The 14,767-nt window shown below is 64.4% G+C and carries 12 protein-coding genes; 5 read left to right on the forward strand and 7 right to left on the reverse strand.

Translation table 11 applies throughout. From position 1 onward, the window contains the following. The first annotated feature begins 209 nt into the window (after positions 1 to 209). A complete protein-coding gene (locus tag ATO9_RS05400) occupies positions 210 to 1,523 on the forward strand; it encodes an ATPase (protein ID WP_043746402.1) in 1,314 nt (437 codons plus the stop codon). Between the two features lie 164 nt (positions 1,524 to 1,687). On the opposite strand, the gene ATO9_RS05405 is transcribed toward ATO9_RS05400, so the two are convergent. After that, the gene (locus ATO9_RS05405; RefSeq protein ID WP_081979458.1) at positions 1,688 to 3,235 is read right to left on the reverse strand and encodes an MDR family MFS transporter; all 1,548 of its coding nucleotides are present in this window, start codon (positions 3,233 to 3,235) and stop codon (positions 1,688 to 1,690) included. A gap of 160 nt (positions 3,236 to 3,395) precedes the next feature. On the opposite strand from ATO9_RS05405, the gene ATO9_RS05410 reads away from it, so the two are divergent. From ATO9_RS05410 to ATO9_RS05425, 4 genes are all read left to right on the forward strand, one after another. Then, positions 3,396 to 3,974 carry a MarR family winged helix-turn-helix transcriptional regulator gene (locus tag ATO9_RS05410; protein ID WP_043746405.1) on the forward strand — a complete coding sequence of 193 codons (579 nt, stop codon included), beginning with the start codon at positions 3,396 to 3,398 and terminating at the stop codon, positions 3,972 to 3,974. A gap of 37 nt (positions 3,975 to 4,011) precedes the next feature. Then, positions 4,012 to 6,414, forward strand: coding sequence for a ligase-associated DNA damage response DEXH box helicase (locus ATO9_RS05415; protein ID WP_043746408.1), 2,403 nt, complete (start codon positions 4,012 to 4,014; stop codon positions 6,412 to 6,414). Positions 6,415 to 6,565: 151 nt separating this feature from the next. Beyond that, on the forward strand, positions 6,566 to 7,228 hold the full coding sequence (gene pdeM, locus ATO9_RS05420; RefSeq protein ID WP_043746411.1) for a ligase-associated DNA damage response endonuclease PdeM: 663 nt from the start codon (positions 6,566 to 6,568) through the stop codon (positions 7,226 to 7,228). A 57-nt stretch (positions 7,229 to 7,285) separates the two neighbouring features. Beyond that, positions 7,286 to 7,699 carry a PaaI family thioesterase gene (locus ATO9_RS05425; RefSeq protein WP_043746414.1) on the forward strand — a complete coding sequence of 138 codons (414 nt, stop codon included), beginning with the start codon at positions 7,286 to 7,288 and terminating at the stop codon, positions 7,697 to 7,699. A gap of 18 nt (positions 7,700 to 7,717) precedes the next feature. Here ATO9_RS05425 and folD read toward each other — a convergent pair whose 3' ends face one another. From folD to ftsH, 6 genes are all read right to left on the reverse strand, one after another. Continuing rightward, complete coding sequence (gene folD, locus ATO9_RS05430) at positions 7,718 to 8,620, reverse strand: bifunctional methylenetetrahydrofolate dehydrogenase/methenyltetrahydrofolate cyclohydrolase FolD (protein ID WP_043746416.1); 903 nt, start codon at positions 8,618 to 8,620, stop codon at positions 7,718 to 7,720. Between the two features lie 15 nt (positions 8,621 to 8,635). After that, positions 8,636 to 9,190, reverse strand: a complete 555-nt coding sequence (locus ATO9_RS05435; protein WP_043746418.1) for an invasion associated locus B family protein — start codon at positions 9,188 to 9,190, stop codon at positions 8,636 to 8,638. Between the two features lie 76 nt (positions 9,191 to 9,266). Further along, complete coding sequence (locus ATO9_RS05440) at positions 9,267 to 10,943, reverse strand: formate--tetrahydrofolate ligase (RefSeq protein WP_043746421.1); 1,677 nt, start codon at positions 10,941 to 10,943, stop codon at positions 9,267 to 9,269. 355 nt (positions 10,944 to 11,298) lie between these two features. Next, positions 11,299 to 11,895, reverse strand: coding sequence for an MOSC domain-containing protein (locus ATO9_RS05445; protein WP_043746425.1), 597 nt, complete (start codon positions 11,893 to 11,895; stop codon positions 11,299 to 11,301). Positions 11,896 to 11,931: 36 nt separating this feature from the next. Next, positions 11,932 to 12,705: a methyltransferase domain-containing protein gene (locus ATO9_RS05450; protein WP_238318669.1), complete on the reverse strand. Its 774-nt coding sequence runs from the start codon at positions 12,703 to 12,705 to the stop codon at positions 11,932 to 11,934. Between the two features lie 92 nt (positions 12,706 to 12,797). After that, entirely contained in the window at positions 12,798 to 14,717 is a 1,920-nt protein-coding gene (gene ftsH, locus ATO9_RS05455) for an ATP-dependent zinc metalloprotease FtsH (RefSeq protein WP_043746431.1), read from the reverse strand. Positions 14,718 to 14,767 lie beyond the last annotated feature (50 nt).

A 14,767-nucleotide genomic window follows, 5' to 3' on the forward strand; every position in this document is an offset into this window, starting at 1 on the left:
GGCCCTTACCAAGGGTGACAAATGCCACATTCACGGCAAGAACTGCCGTCAGAATGACCCCGATTTCGCGTTGCTCGGATGACAATGCCTGCCCTTTCGTTGTTTTTGTGCAGCCTAGCAACATGAACAGCGCTAAACACTCAATTTTCTTGGCTAAATGCCTTGAAACACGCTAAGATTGATTTGACATAAAAAACGAGCATCTAGAAATGAACATGCAGGTTTCGACGGCGGTCGTCGCCCCGCCACCACCGAGATCGCTGGAAGACCTGGAACTGCCCATCGTGATGGCGCGGGATATCCTGATCAAGACGATGTTCCGCAAGAGCGTCGACAAGATCAGCAAGATTTCCGAGGCCATCTGCCTGCCGCCGAACGTCACCCAGGAACTGGTCGACATGGCGCGGGAACAATTGCTTCTCGAGGCGACCGGCACGCTCAAGGCCACCGCCAACAAGGAAATGGGCTACCAGCTGACCGACAACGGCAAGGCGCGTGCGCTCGACGCCCTGTCGCAGTCGGAATATTTCGGCGCGATGCCCGTGCCGCTGCATATCTACCACCAGCAGATCAAGCGTCAGTCGATCCGTGATATCCAGATCACCCGCGACCACCTGACCGCCTCCATGGGGCACCTGGTCCTGCCCGATGATCTGATCTCGAACCTCGGCCCCGCTGTCAGCTCCGGCCGCTCGATCCTGATGTACGGCCCGCCGGGCAACGGCAAGTCCTCGATCTCGAACGGCATCCGCGATGCCCTTGGCGACAAGATCTACGTCCCGCGCGCCGTGGAATATTCCGGCCAGGTCATCACCGTCTACGACCCGATCGTGCATTCCGCCGCCGAGGAACAGTTCGACGACCCCACGGCCCTGCGCCGCGCCGGCAACCGCTTCGACAGCCGCTACGTGCGCTGTGAACGCCCCACCGTCATCACCGGCGGTGAACTGTCGCTCGACATGCTCGACCTCAACTACAACGCCGTTGCCCGGACCTACCAGGCACCGTTGCAGATGAAGGCCACCGGCGGCGTGTTCATCGTCGACGACCTTGGCCGCCAGGCGGAACCGCCGCAGGCGCTGATCAACCGCTGGATCGTGCCGCTGGAAGAGGGCAAGGACATCCTTGCCCTGCAATCGGGCGAGAAATTCGAGGTCCCCTTCGACACGCTGGTGATCTTCTCGACCAACTTCCACCCGAACGAGATTTTCGACCAGGCCGCGCTGCGCCGGATCTTCTTCAAGATCAAGATCGACGGCCCGAACCAGGAAAACTTCCTCAAGATCTTCGCGCTCGTCGCCCGGAAGAAGAAGATGCCCCTGGACGAAGCGTCGCTGGTGCACCTGCTCAAGAAGAAATACCCGACGATCAACAACAACTACGCCAACTACCAGCCGGTCTTCCTGATCGATCAGATGATCTCCATCTGCGAGTTCGAGGGCATCCCCTACCAGATGACCCCCGACCTGATCGACCGCGCCTGGGGCAACATGTTCGTCAAGCACGAAGAGATCACCAAGTAAGGTCCCCTTCCATGCAGCCGCCATTGGCTCGTCGCGTCGCGCGGCGGGCCTCTGGTGCTGCGGGCCTCTGCCACGCACGGCATGTCGGTCTTTGCACCGACGCAATACCGACGTGACACCGACGTAATACCGACGCGGGTTTTCAGGGTGTTAGGTGTCTCGGATCATTCCGCCGGCGTGGTCTGCTGACGGCTGGTCGATCCCGGCCCCAGAGGCAATTCCACCAATCGGGTCGACGCCAGGCAGGCCACCGCCGCCACCGCGGCCCCGACGAAGAAGATCGGTGTCAGCGCATCGGCAAACCCTTGCAGAACAGCGCCCTGGCTCTCTGTTGGCAACGCGTCCACCATCTCGCCGGTCAGCTCGCGAATCTCGTCGACCTGTGGCAGCAGCGGCTTCACGTGCTGCCCCAGCCCAAGGGTGAAGATCGCACCGAAGACCGACGTCCCGATGGACCCGCCGATCAGCCGGAACATGTTGGCACTCGCCGTCCCGACCCCCAGATGTTCCCGCGGCACCGCCGTCTGGATCGACACGATCCCGACGCTCATCGTGGGGCCGATCCCGATACCGACGAAGAAGAGGAAAATGGTGATCACCCAGAGCGGCGTATCCGGCCCGATCGTGGTCATCAGCAGCATGGCCACTGTCAGGATCGACGTTGAAATCGTTGGCAAAATTTTGTAACGGCCCGTGCTGGTGATGAACCGGCCCGCCACGAAGGACGTCCCGATCAGACCCACCATCATCGCCACCAGGTAGAGGCCCGAGCTGATCGGATCCACGTGTTTCACGACCTGCAGGAAGAGCGGCATGAAGGCGATCGTGCCGAACATCGCCATCCCCACGAGGAAGTTCACCCCGTTGGCCGCCTGGTAGTTGCGGATGCGGAACAGATCCAGCGGCATGACAGGTTCGGCCGCGCGCCGCTCGGCCGAAATGAAGCCCACCAGCGCCATGGGGGCCAGCGCCAGCAGGAACAGCACCGGCAGCGAGGACCACGCATAGACCGTGCCCGCCAGGTTGGCGATCAGCACGAAGGTCGACAGCAGGATCATCAGCAAGGCGGAGCCCACGAAATCCATCTTGTGTTTGCGGTGATCCTCCTGCGCGGGCAGCGACCGGCTCAGGATCACAAAGGCCAACACGCCGATGGGGAAATTCACGAAGAAAATCCAGTGCCAGCTGACCGACTGAACCAGGAACCCGCCCAGCAAGGGCCCGACAACAGTGGAGAATCCAAAGACGCTGGACAATGCCCCCTGCGCCCGGCCGCGTTCGCGCGGCGGCAGAACGTCGGCGACCACGGCCATCGACACCACGATCAGCGCGCCGCCGCCCATGCCCTGGACGAACCGCCCGGCGATCAGCATCGCCATGCTGCCCGCAACGCCGCAGATCAGGCCGCCGAACAGGAACACCCCGATGGCCGCCTGAAGCACGATCTTGCGACCGTACATGTCGCCCAGCTTGCCCGCGATCGGCGCGCCCACGGTCGAGGCCAGAAGGAACGCTGTCACAACCCACGAGATATAGGACAAACCGCCGAGATCGCTGACGATTTTCGGCAGGGCCGTGGTGACGATTGTATTGCCGGTCGAGGCCAGGAACAGGGTCGATGCAACCGTGATCAGCACCACCCGCAAGCTGGCTGGATCAAGATCGGGCACAGCCTCCATCGCGGGGCCATCTGGATGGGATTGCTCTTGCATAATGCTCCTTTGACCGGCGGAATGGTGGGGCATCCGGTCTCGGCGTCAAATGTGCGGTTTGAAACCGCCAGCTTTGGTGTCATATATGTGACGACGACAGTTACATGTCAAGAGCACGTATTTTTGGGAGGGTTCTGTCATAGGAACGCGTGACGATGAAATGAAGGCCATTCTCGACGGTTTCGGGGTCGATGGCGAAACCTCGGACCACGCGCTGGAACTGGACGCGATCCTGCAGGCGTGGCGACGCCGTGTGCAAAAGCGCGAGCTGGGTGAGATGGCCCTGCGGGAGCTGAACCTTCCGCTGGACCTGCCCAAGCTGGACGTGATGATCGCGATCTGGGCCCCATCGAATGAATTCGGCGCCACCGGAGCGGATGAAACCATGGTCGCCACCATCGCGTCCCGCCTTGGCATCGACCCGTCCCGCGCCTCCCGCCTTGTCAGCGAACTGATCACCGAGGGCTACGCCGCCCGCGCCGTCAGCCAGCAGGATGCCCGCCGCACCATCGTCACCCTGACCGCGCGCGGCAATGCCGTCGTCACCGCGGTGCGGACGATCAAGTTCCTGATCCTGGGCTCTTTCCTCGCCGATTGGAGCGAGGAAGAGATCGCGACCTTCACCCCCTTGCTCAAGCGGTTCTCGCTCTGGGCGGACGAGGTCGACAAGACCGCGCCGGAGAGATTCCGGGCCGAAATTGCCTCTTTGCGGGCGGGTCTGGACGAAGGGCAGGATTGACCTCGCCAAGGGCGGGCTTTGCCCCTATGTTCCCCTTATGTCCAGCCTGCCCACCCGATTTGAAACCTGGTTCGCGGAACGCGGGTGGTCGATCCATCCGCATCAGAGCCAGATGCTGGATCGTGCCTCTGCCGCTTCGCTTCTGCTGATCGCGCCCACCGGGGGCGGCAAGACGCTGGCCGGGTTCCTGCCCACGCTGGTGGAACTGGCCGATGGCGATCACGAAGGGCTGCACACGCTCTATGTCTCTCCGCTCAAGGCGCTGGCGGCTGACATCCGGCGCAACCTGTCGACCCCGATCGAGGAGATGTCTCTGCCCATCCGGGTCGAGGACCGCACGGGCGATACGCCCTCCTCGCGCAAGCGGCGGCAACGGGCGGACCCGCCGCATATCCTGCTGACGACGCCGGAAAGCCTGGCGCTGATGACATCCTACGAGGATGCGGCGCGAACCTTTCGCGGACTGAAACGGATCGTGGTGGATGAAATCCATGCGCTAGCCGACAGCAAACGGGGCGATCAGCTGTTCCTGGCGCTGGCGCGTCTGCAACGGCTTTGCCCCGATCTGCGGCGCGTCGGCCTGTCGGCCACGGTCGAGGATCCGCAGGCCATCGCACGCCTGCTGGCCCGTCATCCCGACCCTTGCGAGATCCTGCACGCCGATCCCGGCCCCGACCCGGATATCCGCATGCTGGAGACCGAGGAGAACCCGCCCTGGTCCGGCGGCGGCGGGGCCTATGCGATCCCCGCGGTGCTGGAGCAGATACGCCAGCACAAGATCACCCTGATCTTCCACAACACCCGCGCCCAGGCCGAGATCTTCTTTCACAATCTCTGGCTGGCGAACGAAGACGCGCTGCCCATCGGGATCCATCACGGGTCGCTCGACCGGCAACAGCGGGAACGGGTCGAAAAGGCCATGGTGCAGGGCAAGTTGCGGGCTGTGGTCTGCACCGGATCGCTGGACCTGGGTATCGACTGGGGCGACGTGGACCTGGTGATCCAGGTCGGCGCCCCGAAGAACGTGAAGCGGCTGGTCCAGCGGATCGGGCGCGCCAATCACCGCTACAACGCCCCGTCCAAGGCGCTTCTGGTCCCCGCCAACCGGTTCGAGGTCGTCGAATGCGTTGCCGCGCTGGAGGCGGTGAAAGCCCATGACCTGGACGGTGATCCGCGCGGGCCGGGGCCGCGCGACGTGCTGTGCCAGCATATCCTCGCCACGGCCTGTGCCGGCCCGTTCGCCGCGGATGACCTGTTCGCCGAAGTGAAGACCGCCGGCGCCTATGTCAGCCTGACGCGCGCGCAATTCGATGCCTGCATGGATTTCTGTGCCACCGGTGGCTACGCGCTGCGGGCCTATGACCGGTGGCAGCGCCTGATGCAGAATGCCGAAGGGCTATGGCACCTCCGCGATCCGCGCGCCTCCCAGTTGATCCGCATGAACCTGGGCACGATCCACGACAGCGACAAGCTGAAGGTGCGGATGCGTTATGGCGGGGGCCGCCCCCTGGGTGAGGTCGAGGAGCATTTCGCCTCGCAGCTGAATGCCGGCGACACGTTCCTGATCGGCGGCCGCATCGTGCGCTATGAAGGCCTGAAGGAGATGACGGTGGAGGTCACCCGCGCCGCGGTGCGCAAGCCCAAGATCGCCGTGTTCTCGGGCACGAAGTTCGCCACCTCCACCCAGCTGTCGCACCGCATCCTGCGGATGTTCCAGCAGGACAGCTGGCCCGCCCTGCCCCGGCACACCGCCGAATGGCTGGCCTTGCAACGCGAGGTCTCGTCCCTGCCCCAGCCCGGCCGCCTGCTGATCGAGAGCTTTCCCCATGACGGGCGCCAGCATCTGTGCCTCTACGGCTTTGCCGGGCGCAACGCGCAGCAGACGCTTGGCCTGATCCTGACCAAGCGGATGGAGGAGATGGGGCTGGACCCTCTGGGCTTCGTCTCGACCGATTACGCCACGCTGATCTGGGGGCTGGAGGCCGTGCGCGACCCCGCCCCCCTGCTGGACCGCTCTGCCCTGCTGGACGGGCTGGACCGGTGGCTGGCCGGCAACGCAGTGATGAAGCGGACATTTCGCGTCGCCGCCCATATCGCCGGGCTGATCCAGCGCAACGCGCCCCAGGCCCGCAAGACCGGGCGGCAGGCGACGTTTTCCTCCGACATCCTGTACGACACGCTGATGAAATATGATCCCGACCACCTGTTGCTGGACATCACCCGCGAAGAGGCGATGCGGGGCCTCGTCGATTTCGGCCGCATCGAAGAGATGCTGGACCGCGTGGGCGACCGCATCGACTGGACCCCGCTGGAACGCGTCTCGCCCCTTGCCGCGCCGCTCTTCCTCGAGGTCGGCAAGGTGCCGGTCGAAGGGGCGGCCCAGGAACGGCTCGTCGCGGAGGAAGCGGAGCGGCTGATGAGCGAGGCGGGGCTCGCATGATCCGGTGGTCGCGTGGGATGCAGAGGACGGAAAGGGGCGCTGCCCCTTGCCGCCAAAGCTGCGCTTTGACGGCTACCCCGGAGTATTTTTGGCAAGATGAAGCAGGTGGGGCGCGCCCGGCGGCCCCGCCCCGCCCTGTAACGGAGCACGCATGAGAGGGTTCGAGTTTTCCTTGGCCGGGGTGGAGCTGGTCGCGCGCGGCTCTGGCGCCCTGTGGTGGCCGGGGCTGCGCATTCTTGTCGTGTCGGACCTGCATCTTGGCAAGTCGGAACGCGTGCTGCGGCTGGGCGGCGCGCCCCTGCCCCCCTACGAGGCACAGGACACCCTGGCGCGCCTGGAGCAGGATATCGAGGCCTGCGATCCGGCGCTGGTCATCTGCCTGGGCGACAGTTTCGATGACGACCTGGCCGCGCAGGGACTGCCGGAGCCTATCGAGACCTGGCTGACCCGCCTCCAGGCCGGCCGGCGCTGGACCTGGATCGAGGGCAACCACGATCCCGGCCCCGTCGGGCTGGGCGGCACGCATCTGTTCGAACTGCCGCAGCCGCCGCTGACCTTCCGCCATATCGCGCAGCCGGGCGCGGCCGGAGAGGTGTCGGGCCATTACCATCCGAAAGCGCGGCTGTCGGCACGCGGTCGCTCCGTGTCGCGTCGGTGTTTCCTGCTGGATTGCGACCGCCTGATCCTGCCCGCCTATGGCACCTATACCGGCGGCCTGCGCTCGGAAGACGCGGCGCTGACCGGCCTGATGCGGCCCGAGGCGCTGGCGATCCTCACAGGTCCGGTGCCCAGGCCCATTCCGATGCCGCGTTAGGACTGTTCGGGGGGCGCGGGTCGGGCTATTGCTCTTCCCGGCAATCGGGGAGGACCAATGGACAGCCAGACAGAGGCACGCATTCGCGAGAGCTTTGCCAAACAGGCGATGATGATGACACTCGGGGCGGAACTGGAGGCGATCACCACCGGTGAGGTGTCGATCCGCGCCCCGATCCTGCCGATCGCGCGCCAGCATACCGGACACGCCCATGCGGCGCTGAGTTTTGCCATCGGGGACACGGCGGCGGGTTACGCCGCATTGACCGTGATGCCGGAGGGGTCCGAGGTCGTCACCGCCGAGATCAAGATCAACCTGCTGGCCCCTGCGGACGGGGATTACCTGCTGGCCACCGGCCGGGTGGTGAAACCCGGACGGCGACTGGTTGTCGTGACCTCGACCGTCACCGCCGTCACCGGCACGCAGCGGCGGGACGTGGCCATCCTGCAGGGCACGATGATGGCGCTGTGACGCTCCGCGCGGGCCGGATCAGGCAGTGAGGCCTTCCGGCTCCGCAATGCCGTTGGCGCGGCAGCAGGCCGTCACGGTATTCGCCAGCAGGCAGGCGATGGTCATCGGCCCCACGCCGCCCGGTACAGGGGTGATCGCACCCGCAACTTCGGAGGCCGAGGCGAAATCGACATCGCCCACCAGACGGGTCTTGCCCTCGCCCTTTTCCGGCGCGTCGAGCCGGTTGATGCCCACGTCGATCACCGTCGCGCCGGGCTTCAGCCAGTCGCCGGGCACGAATTCCGGGCGCCCGACCGCCGCCACGACGATATCCGCGCCGCGCACCACAGCCGCAAGGTCCTTGGTGCGGCTATGGGCGATCGTCACGGTGCAGCTGTCGCGCAGCAGCAATTGCGCCATCGGCTTGCCGACGATGTTCGACCGGCCGATCACCACCGCGTTCAGCCCCGACAGGTTGCCCAGTTGATCGCGGAGCAGCATCAGGCAGCCCAGCGGCGTACAGGGCACCATGCTTTTCTGCCCCGTGGCCAGCAGCCCGACATTGGAGATGTGGAACCCGTCCACGTCCTTTTCCGGCGCGATGGAATTGATCACCAGAGCTTCGTCGAGGTGATCGGGCAGCGGCAGCTGCACGAGGATACCATGCACCGCCGGGTCGGTGTTCAGCTGGTCGATCAGCGCCAGCAGATCGGCCTCCGAGGTCGAGGCGTCCAGCTTGTGCTCGAAAGAGGCCATGCCGGCCTCGATCGTCTGCTTGCCCTTGGAGCGGACATAGACCTGGCTGGCCGGGTCCTCGCCCACCAGCACGACGGCCAGACCGGGGGTCAGCCCATGATCGGCCTTGAGCCGCGTGACATGTTCGGCCACCTGGCCGCGCACCTTGGCCGAAAAGGCCTTGCCGTCGATGATCTGTGCCGTCATGGAACCCTCTTTGGATCAGTTGCTGCGGTCTTGGACATGTGCCTCGACCGCGTTCATGGCCGCGGTGATACCGCGCAAGGAAAAGCGTGCAAGCCCGTCCTGCCCGATGGGCAGATAACGGACGGTTAAACGGTTGCCGGCCCGCATGGCGGCAACCAGATCTCGCGTCAGGTCGGGATCGACCAGGTGGATCGTTTCGATCACGTTGCCGAAATCCCGCTCGCCCGGCTGCCAGGCGCCGTCCGGCAGGTCGGTGACCGTTCCGTCTATCTCGAACCCGACGAAGGTCAGCTCCCGGTCGGGCATGCCGCGATCCATCACCTCGATGGTCCACGCGCCACTTTCGTCACGGAAATGCAGGCTCATCCGATGATCGAAGAAAGCCTCCGACCCCTCATCCTTGCCCGAGGCGACGATCCTGCAGGCCCCGGCCCCGTTGTCGCTGCACAAGGCCAGCCAGTCCCCGTGATAGGCCCACAATTCGCCAAAGCGATGCGTGAACCACTCCTGCGCCATCAGCGGCACGGGGGTGAGGGCCAAAAGGGCCGCGAGGGAAGCAGCAAGGCGCATGACAGGGTCCAGAAGCGCTAGAGGGATGGCGGGCGGGGCGACGGGCCCGCAAGGGGCCGAGCGCCGGGCGACGAGATCAGAAAAGGCCTTCGACATCTCCTGCATCGTTCAGGCGGATCGCCTCGGCCGAGGGCCGGCGCGGCAGGCCGGGCATGGTCATGATCTGACCGCAGATCGCCACGACAAAGCCCGCCCCGGCGGACAACCGGACCTCGCGGATCGGCACGTCGAACCCGGTCGGCGCGCCGCGCTGGCCCGGGTCGGTCGAAAAGGAATACTGGGTCTTGGCCATGCAGACCGGCAGGGAGCCATATCCCGCCTCTTCCCAGGCGGCCAGCTGATCGCGCACTGTCTTGTCGGCCACGACCGCATCGGCGTGATAGACCTCGCGGGCGACGGTCTCGATCTTTTCCAGCAAGGGCATGTCGTCGGGATAGAGCGGCGCGAATTGCGACACGCCGCTATCTGCGATCTCGGCCACGCGGGTGGCCAGCGCCTCGATCCCTTCGCCGCCCTTTTCCCAATGCCGGCACAGGATCGCCTCGGCCCCCTGGGCGGCGACGAAATCGCGGACGGCTTCGACCTCCGCATCCGTGTCGGTGACGAAATGGTTGATCGCGACGACCACCGGCACGCCAAAGCTCTTCAGGTTGCCGATGTGACGGCCCAGGTTCGGGCAGCCCGCTTCCACCGCGGCGACATTCTCCGCGCCCAGGTCGGCCTTGGCCACGCCGCCATTCATCTTCATCGCCCGCACCGTGGCGACCAACACGACCACGTCGGGGGCCAGGCCCGCCTTGCGGCACTTGATGTTCATGAATTTCTCTGCACCCAGGTCCGCGCCGAACCCGGCCTCGGTCACCACGTAATCCGCCAGCTTCAGCGCGGTTTTCGTGGCGATCACCGAATTGCAGCCATGGGCGATATTGGCAAACGGACCGCCATGCACGAAAGCCGGGTTGTTCTCCAGCGTCTGCACGAGGTTCGGCTGCATCGCATCCTTAAGCAGCACGGTCATCGCGCCGTCGGCCTTGATATCGCGGGCGAAGACCGGGCTCTTGTCGCGGCGATAGGCGACGATCATGTCCCCCAGCCGGCGCTGCAGGTCATCGAGATCGGCGGCAAGGCAGAGGATCGCCATCACCTCGGACGCGACCGTGATGTCGAACCCTGTCTGGCGCGGATAGCCATTGGCCACACCGCCAAGCGAGGTCACGATATCGCGCAGCGCCCGGTCGTTCATGTCCATCACCCGACGCCACACCACGCGGCGTTCGTCGATGCCCAGTTCGTTGCCCCAGTAGATGTGGTTGTCTATCATTGCCGACAGAAGGTTGTGTGCACTGGTGATGGCGTGGAAATCACCGGTGAAATGGAGGTTCATGTCCTCCATCGGAACCACCTGCGCCCGGCCACCTCCGGCGGCACCGCCCTTCATCCCGAAATTCGGCCCGAGAGAGGCCTCGCGGATACAGATCGCCGCCTTCTTGCCGATCCGGTTCAACCCGTCACCCAGCCCCACGGTCGTTGTCGTCTTGCCCTCGCCCGCTGGCGTAGGGTTGATCGCGGTCACCAGGATCAGCTTGCCGTTCTCACGCCCCTCCAGCCCGTCGATGAAATCCTGGCTGACCTTCGCCTTGTCGTGCCCATAGGGCAGCAGGTGCTCTGCCGGAATGCCCAGGGCTTCGCCGATCTGCTGGATCGGCTTCTTGGTGGCGGCACGGGCAATTTCGATATCCGTGGCAAAGGTCATCGCGGGTCCTTCCTGACTGTGGGCCCTCATGACCCAGCGTTAATTGAACAAGACAGGGCGAGAACGGGTGTTTCCGACACTTCAGCGCCGAAATCGCCTTGGGGTCTTGTTGCTCTTGATGTGATTCGTTGTGGTTCCGATCCGACTTAAAAAATCAAGTCCGGGAACCATCCCTGTTCAGTTTTCGTTAATTCCTCAAGATGACACTGATCGCGGCGCCCTTCGCCGCCCAGACCAACGGAGAGACACGATGAAAGCTGCCACTATCGTCTTCCATGCAAGCTTTGCCTTCACCCTTCTCATTGCGGTTGCCCTCCTGGCGTGACGCAACGCGACCTGCCCGGGGCCGTTTCCCTCAGCCCCGGGCGGTGTCCAGCTGCCCCCAGGCCCTTTGATCGGGCACGTGCAGGCGCATCACATCCCCCATTTTCAAAACACCTTCGCGTTCGACCCATGCGGTCACACCGCGCCGCCCGTCCGCGGCGCGTTTGAATTTCTTGCCGATGCCCGGCAGATGATCCTCGATCACCTTGGCGGGCAACTGGCACGGCCGGTTCTGCATGTCGACGACCAGCGTCACCCCGTCCGGCCCCTGCAATCGTGAGGAGGGCGGCAGATGGCTGAAATCCGGCAACCCCTCCAACACCAGCGTCGCACCCAGCCAGGCCGGGTCCAGCGCCTCGGCCCCCATCCGTTCCGCGATCTCGGCGATCTCTTCCGCGGACAGGACCGAAAACTGTCGCACATTGCGGATCTCGGTGTTGCGCGGATGCTGGGAGAGAACCCGGCTGCAGGAGGGGCGCGTCAGCCCGCCATGGGCTTCGCCTTCGGGGCCATCGAACCCGGCCGCCAGTTCGGTGCGTGCGGTAGAGGCGAGCGCGGCGTCGCGGTCGGGCACGTGGCCCAGCCAGGTGATCGTGCCGGAGAAGTCGGTCGGCTTTAACGCGGGCATGGAGGGTCCTTCCTGTCCTGCCCGGTTCGCCCGGGCCTAGTTTTCCGGCGTGACGGTATAGAATAGCCTCCGGAAAGGAAACAGAACGCTCCCGTCCGGGCGACGCGGATAGGCCTTGTCCATGGCGCGGTCGTAATGCTTCAGCAGCTCTGCCTGTTCCTCGGGCTCCAGCACGTCGAGAACCGGCCGCGCATAGGTCGACGCGGTAAAAAGCCGGACGGGATGGGCCGCTTCCGCGGGCGGCAGAAGCTGGAAATATTCCGTCTCCCACATCTGTGCCGCACCGATCCCCGACAGGATATCGAAGGTCGTGGCCGCATCGGGGATACCGGGCGCCGTCGCCGGATCGAACCGTCCCGGAAAGTGCAGCGCGACAAGGTCATGCCAGCTGCGATGCGACACGGCGGGGTTCTGGTGCGGGACCTGGACCGCGAGCATTCCGCAATCGGCCAGCAAGCCGGCAAGCCGGGGCAACAGCGCCTCATGATCGGGCAGCCAATGCAGCGCGGCATTGGAAAAGATCAGCGCCGGGGCGGTCTCGGGACGCCAGGTGGCGATGTCCCCTTCCTGCAGGGCATCATATGCGCCGGTGGCCTCTGCCTTTTCCAGCATCGCCGGGGACGTATCGACCCCGATGATCCTGCGATCCGGAAAGCGGCTGCGCAGGGCAGGACCGACCGGACCATTGCCACACCCAAGGTCGATCACGTCGCCGTCCGGCAGGGTCGGCACCTGCATCAACAGGTCAAGCGCGGGACGCAGGCGCAGATCGGTGAAACGGGCATACAGGTCGGGATTCCAGTCGGACATCCGCATATCCTCATAGTGTATACAATTGCATACAATAGTTTGCCGCAAAAAGAAAGGGCCGGATCGCTCCGGCCCTTGCTTGAAACCTTGGATCAGGCGGTCGGTTCAGGCTCCATCCCGCCGGTCCCGCCGGGCTTGGAGCGCGGCTTGGTCTTGGGGATCGCGGTCACCGACGGGGCGCTGCCCTCGTCCGAACCTTCATCCTCGTCTTTCGAATGCGGCGGTTCGCCGTTCATGACGCGCTTGATCTCGTCACCGGTGAGGGTCTCGTATTCCAGAAGACCCTGCGCCAGGCGTTCCCACTCTTCCTTGCGGTCGGTGAGGATCTTGTAGGCGTGCTGGTAGGCATCCTCGATCATGCGCTTCACTTCTTCCTCGATCAGCTCCTTGGTGTGAGCCGAGATCGAGAAGCCGCCGGCGCCATTGCCGCTATAGCCTTCGTGCGCCTGTTCGTAATCGACATTGCCGACCTTGTCGGACATGCCCCAGCGAAGAACCATCGCACGCGCCAGCGCGGAGGCCTGCTGGATATCGCCTGCCGGACCGTTGGAAACCTCGTCTTCACCATACTTGATGATCTCGGCCGCCTTGCCCGCCATGGTCATGGCCAGCTTCTGTTCGCATTCGGACTTGTGCCAGTTCAGGCGGTCGATCTCCGGCAGAGAAACGACCATGCCAAGCGCACCGCCCCGGGGGATGATCGTCGCCTTGTAGACCGGATCGCATTTCGGCAGTTCCAGGCCCACGACGGCGTGACCGGCCTCGTGATAGGCGGTCTTTTCCTTCTGGTCCGGGGTCAGCACCATCGACCGGCGCTCTGCCCCCATCATGACCTTGTCCTTGGCGTTCTCGAAATCGACCATGGTCACGAAGCGGCGTCCGACACGGGCGGCCATCAGCGCAGCCTCGTTCACGAGGTTCGCCAGATCGGCACCGGAGAAGCCCGGCGTACCGCGCGCGATGATCCGCAGATCGACATCGGGGCCAAGCGGCGTCTTGCGCGCATGCACACCAAGGATCTTTTCGCGGCCCTTGATGTCGGGATTGCCGACCATGACCTGGCGGTCGAAACGGCCCGGACGCAGCAGCGCGGGGTCCAGAACGTCGCGGCGGTTGGTGGCGGCCAGGATGATCACACCCTCGTTCGCCTCGAAACCGTCCATCTCGACCAGCAGCTGGTTGAGGGTCTGTTCGCGTTCGTCGTTGCCACCGCCATAACCGGCGCCACGATGGCGACCGACGGCGTCGATTTCGTCGATGAAGACGATACAGGGCGCGTTCTTCTTGGCCTGTTCGAACATGTCGCGGACACGGGATGCACCCACACCGACGAACATCTCGACGAAGTCGGAACCGGAGATGGTGAAGAACGGCACACCCGCCTCACCCGCAATCGCACGGGCCAGCAGCGTCTTACCGGTGCCCGGAGGGCCCACCAGCAGCGCACCCTTGGGGATCTTGCCACCCAGGCGCGAGAACTTCTGCGGATTGCGCAGGAATTCGACGATTTCTTCCAGTTCTTCCTTGGCTTCGTCGATGCCGGCGACATCGTCAAAGGTCACGCGGCCATGCTTTTCGGTCAGCATCTTGGCCTTGGACTTGCCAAAGCCCATGGCACCGCCCTTACCGCCGCCCTGCATCCGGTTCATGAAATAGATCCAGACACCGATGAGCAGCAGGATCGGAAGCAGCGAGACCATGAAGGCCTGGAAACCCGATTCCTCCTGGCTCTTGGCAGAGACGGGGATGTCGTTGGCGATCAGCGTATCGGTCAGTTCCGCGTCTTCGGGCTTGATGGTGACGTAGTCGTTTCCATCCTTGCCACGGTAGCGGACCTTCTCACCGTCCAGCGTGACGGAGCTGACATTGCCAGCCTCGACGTCGCGCACGAATTCGGAATAGGCAATCTCTCGGCTTTGCAGCGTATTGCCGGATCCGCTGAAGAGATTGAACAGGGCCACGATCAGCAGCAGCAGAACGACCCAAAAGGCGAATTGTCTCGCGTTGCCCAATGAAAGCTCCTCCGGTTGGGGGTAGGCAGCGCCTATCACAGCGCGTCATG

The sequence above is a fragment of the Pseudooceanicola atlanticus genome (assembly GCF_000768315.1).
GTDB lineage: Bacteria > Pseudomonadota > Alphaproteobacteria > Rhodobacterales > Rhodobacteraceae > Pseudooceanicola > Pseudooceanicola atlanticus.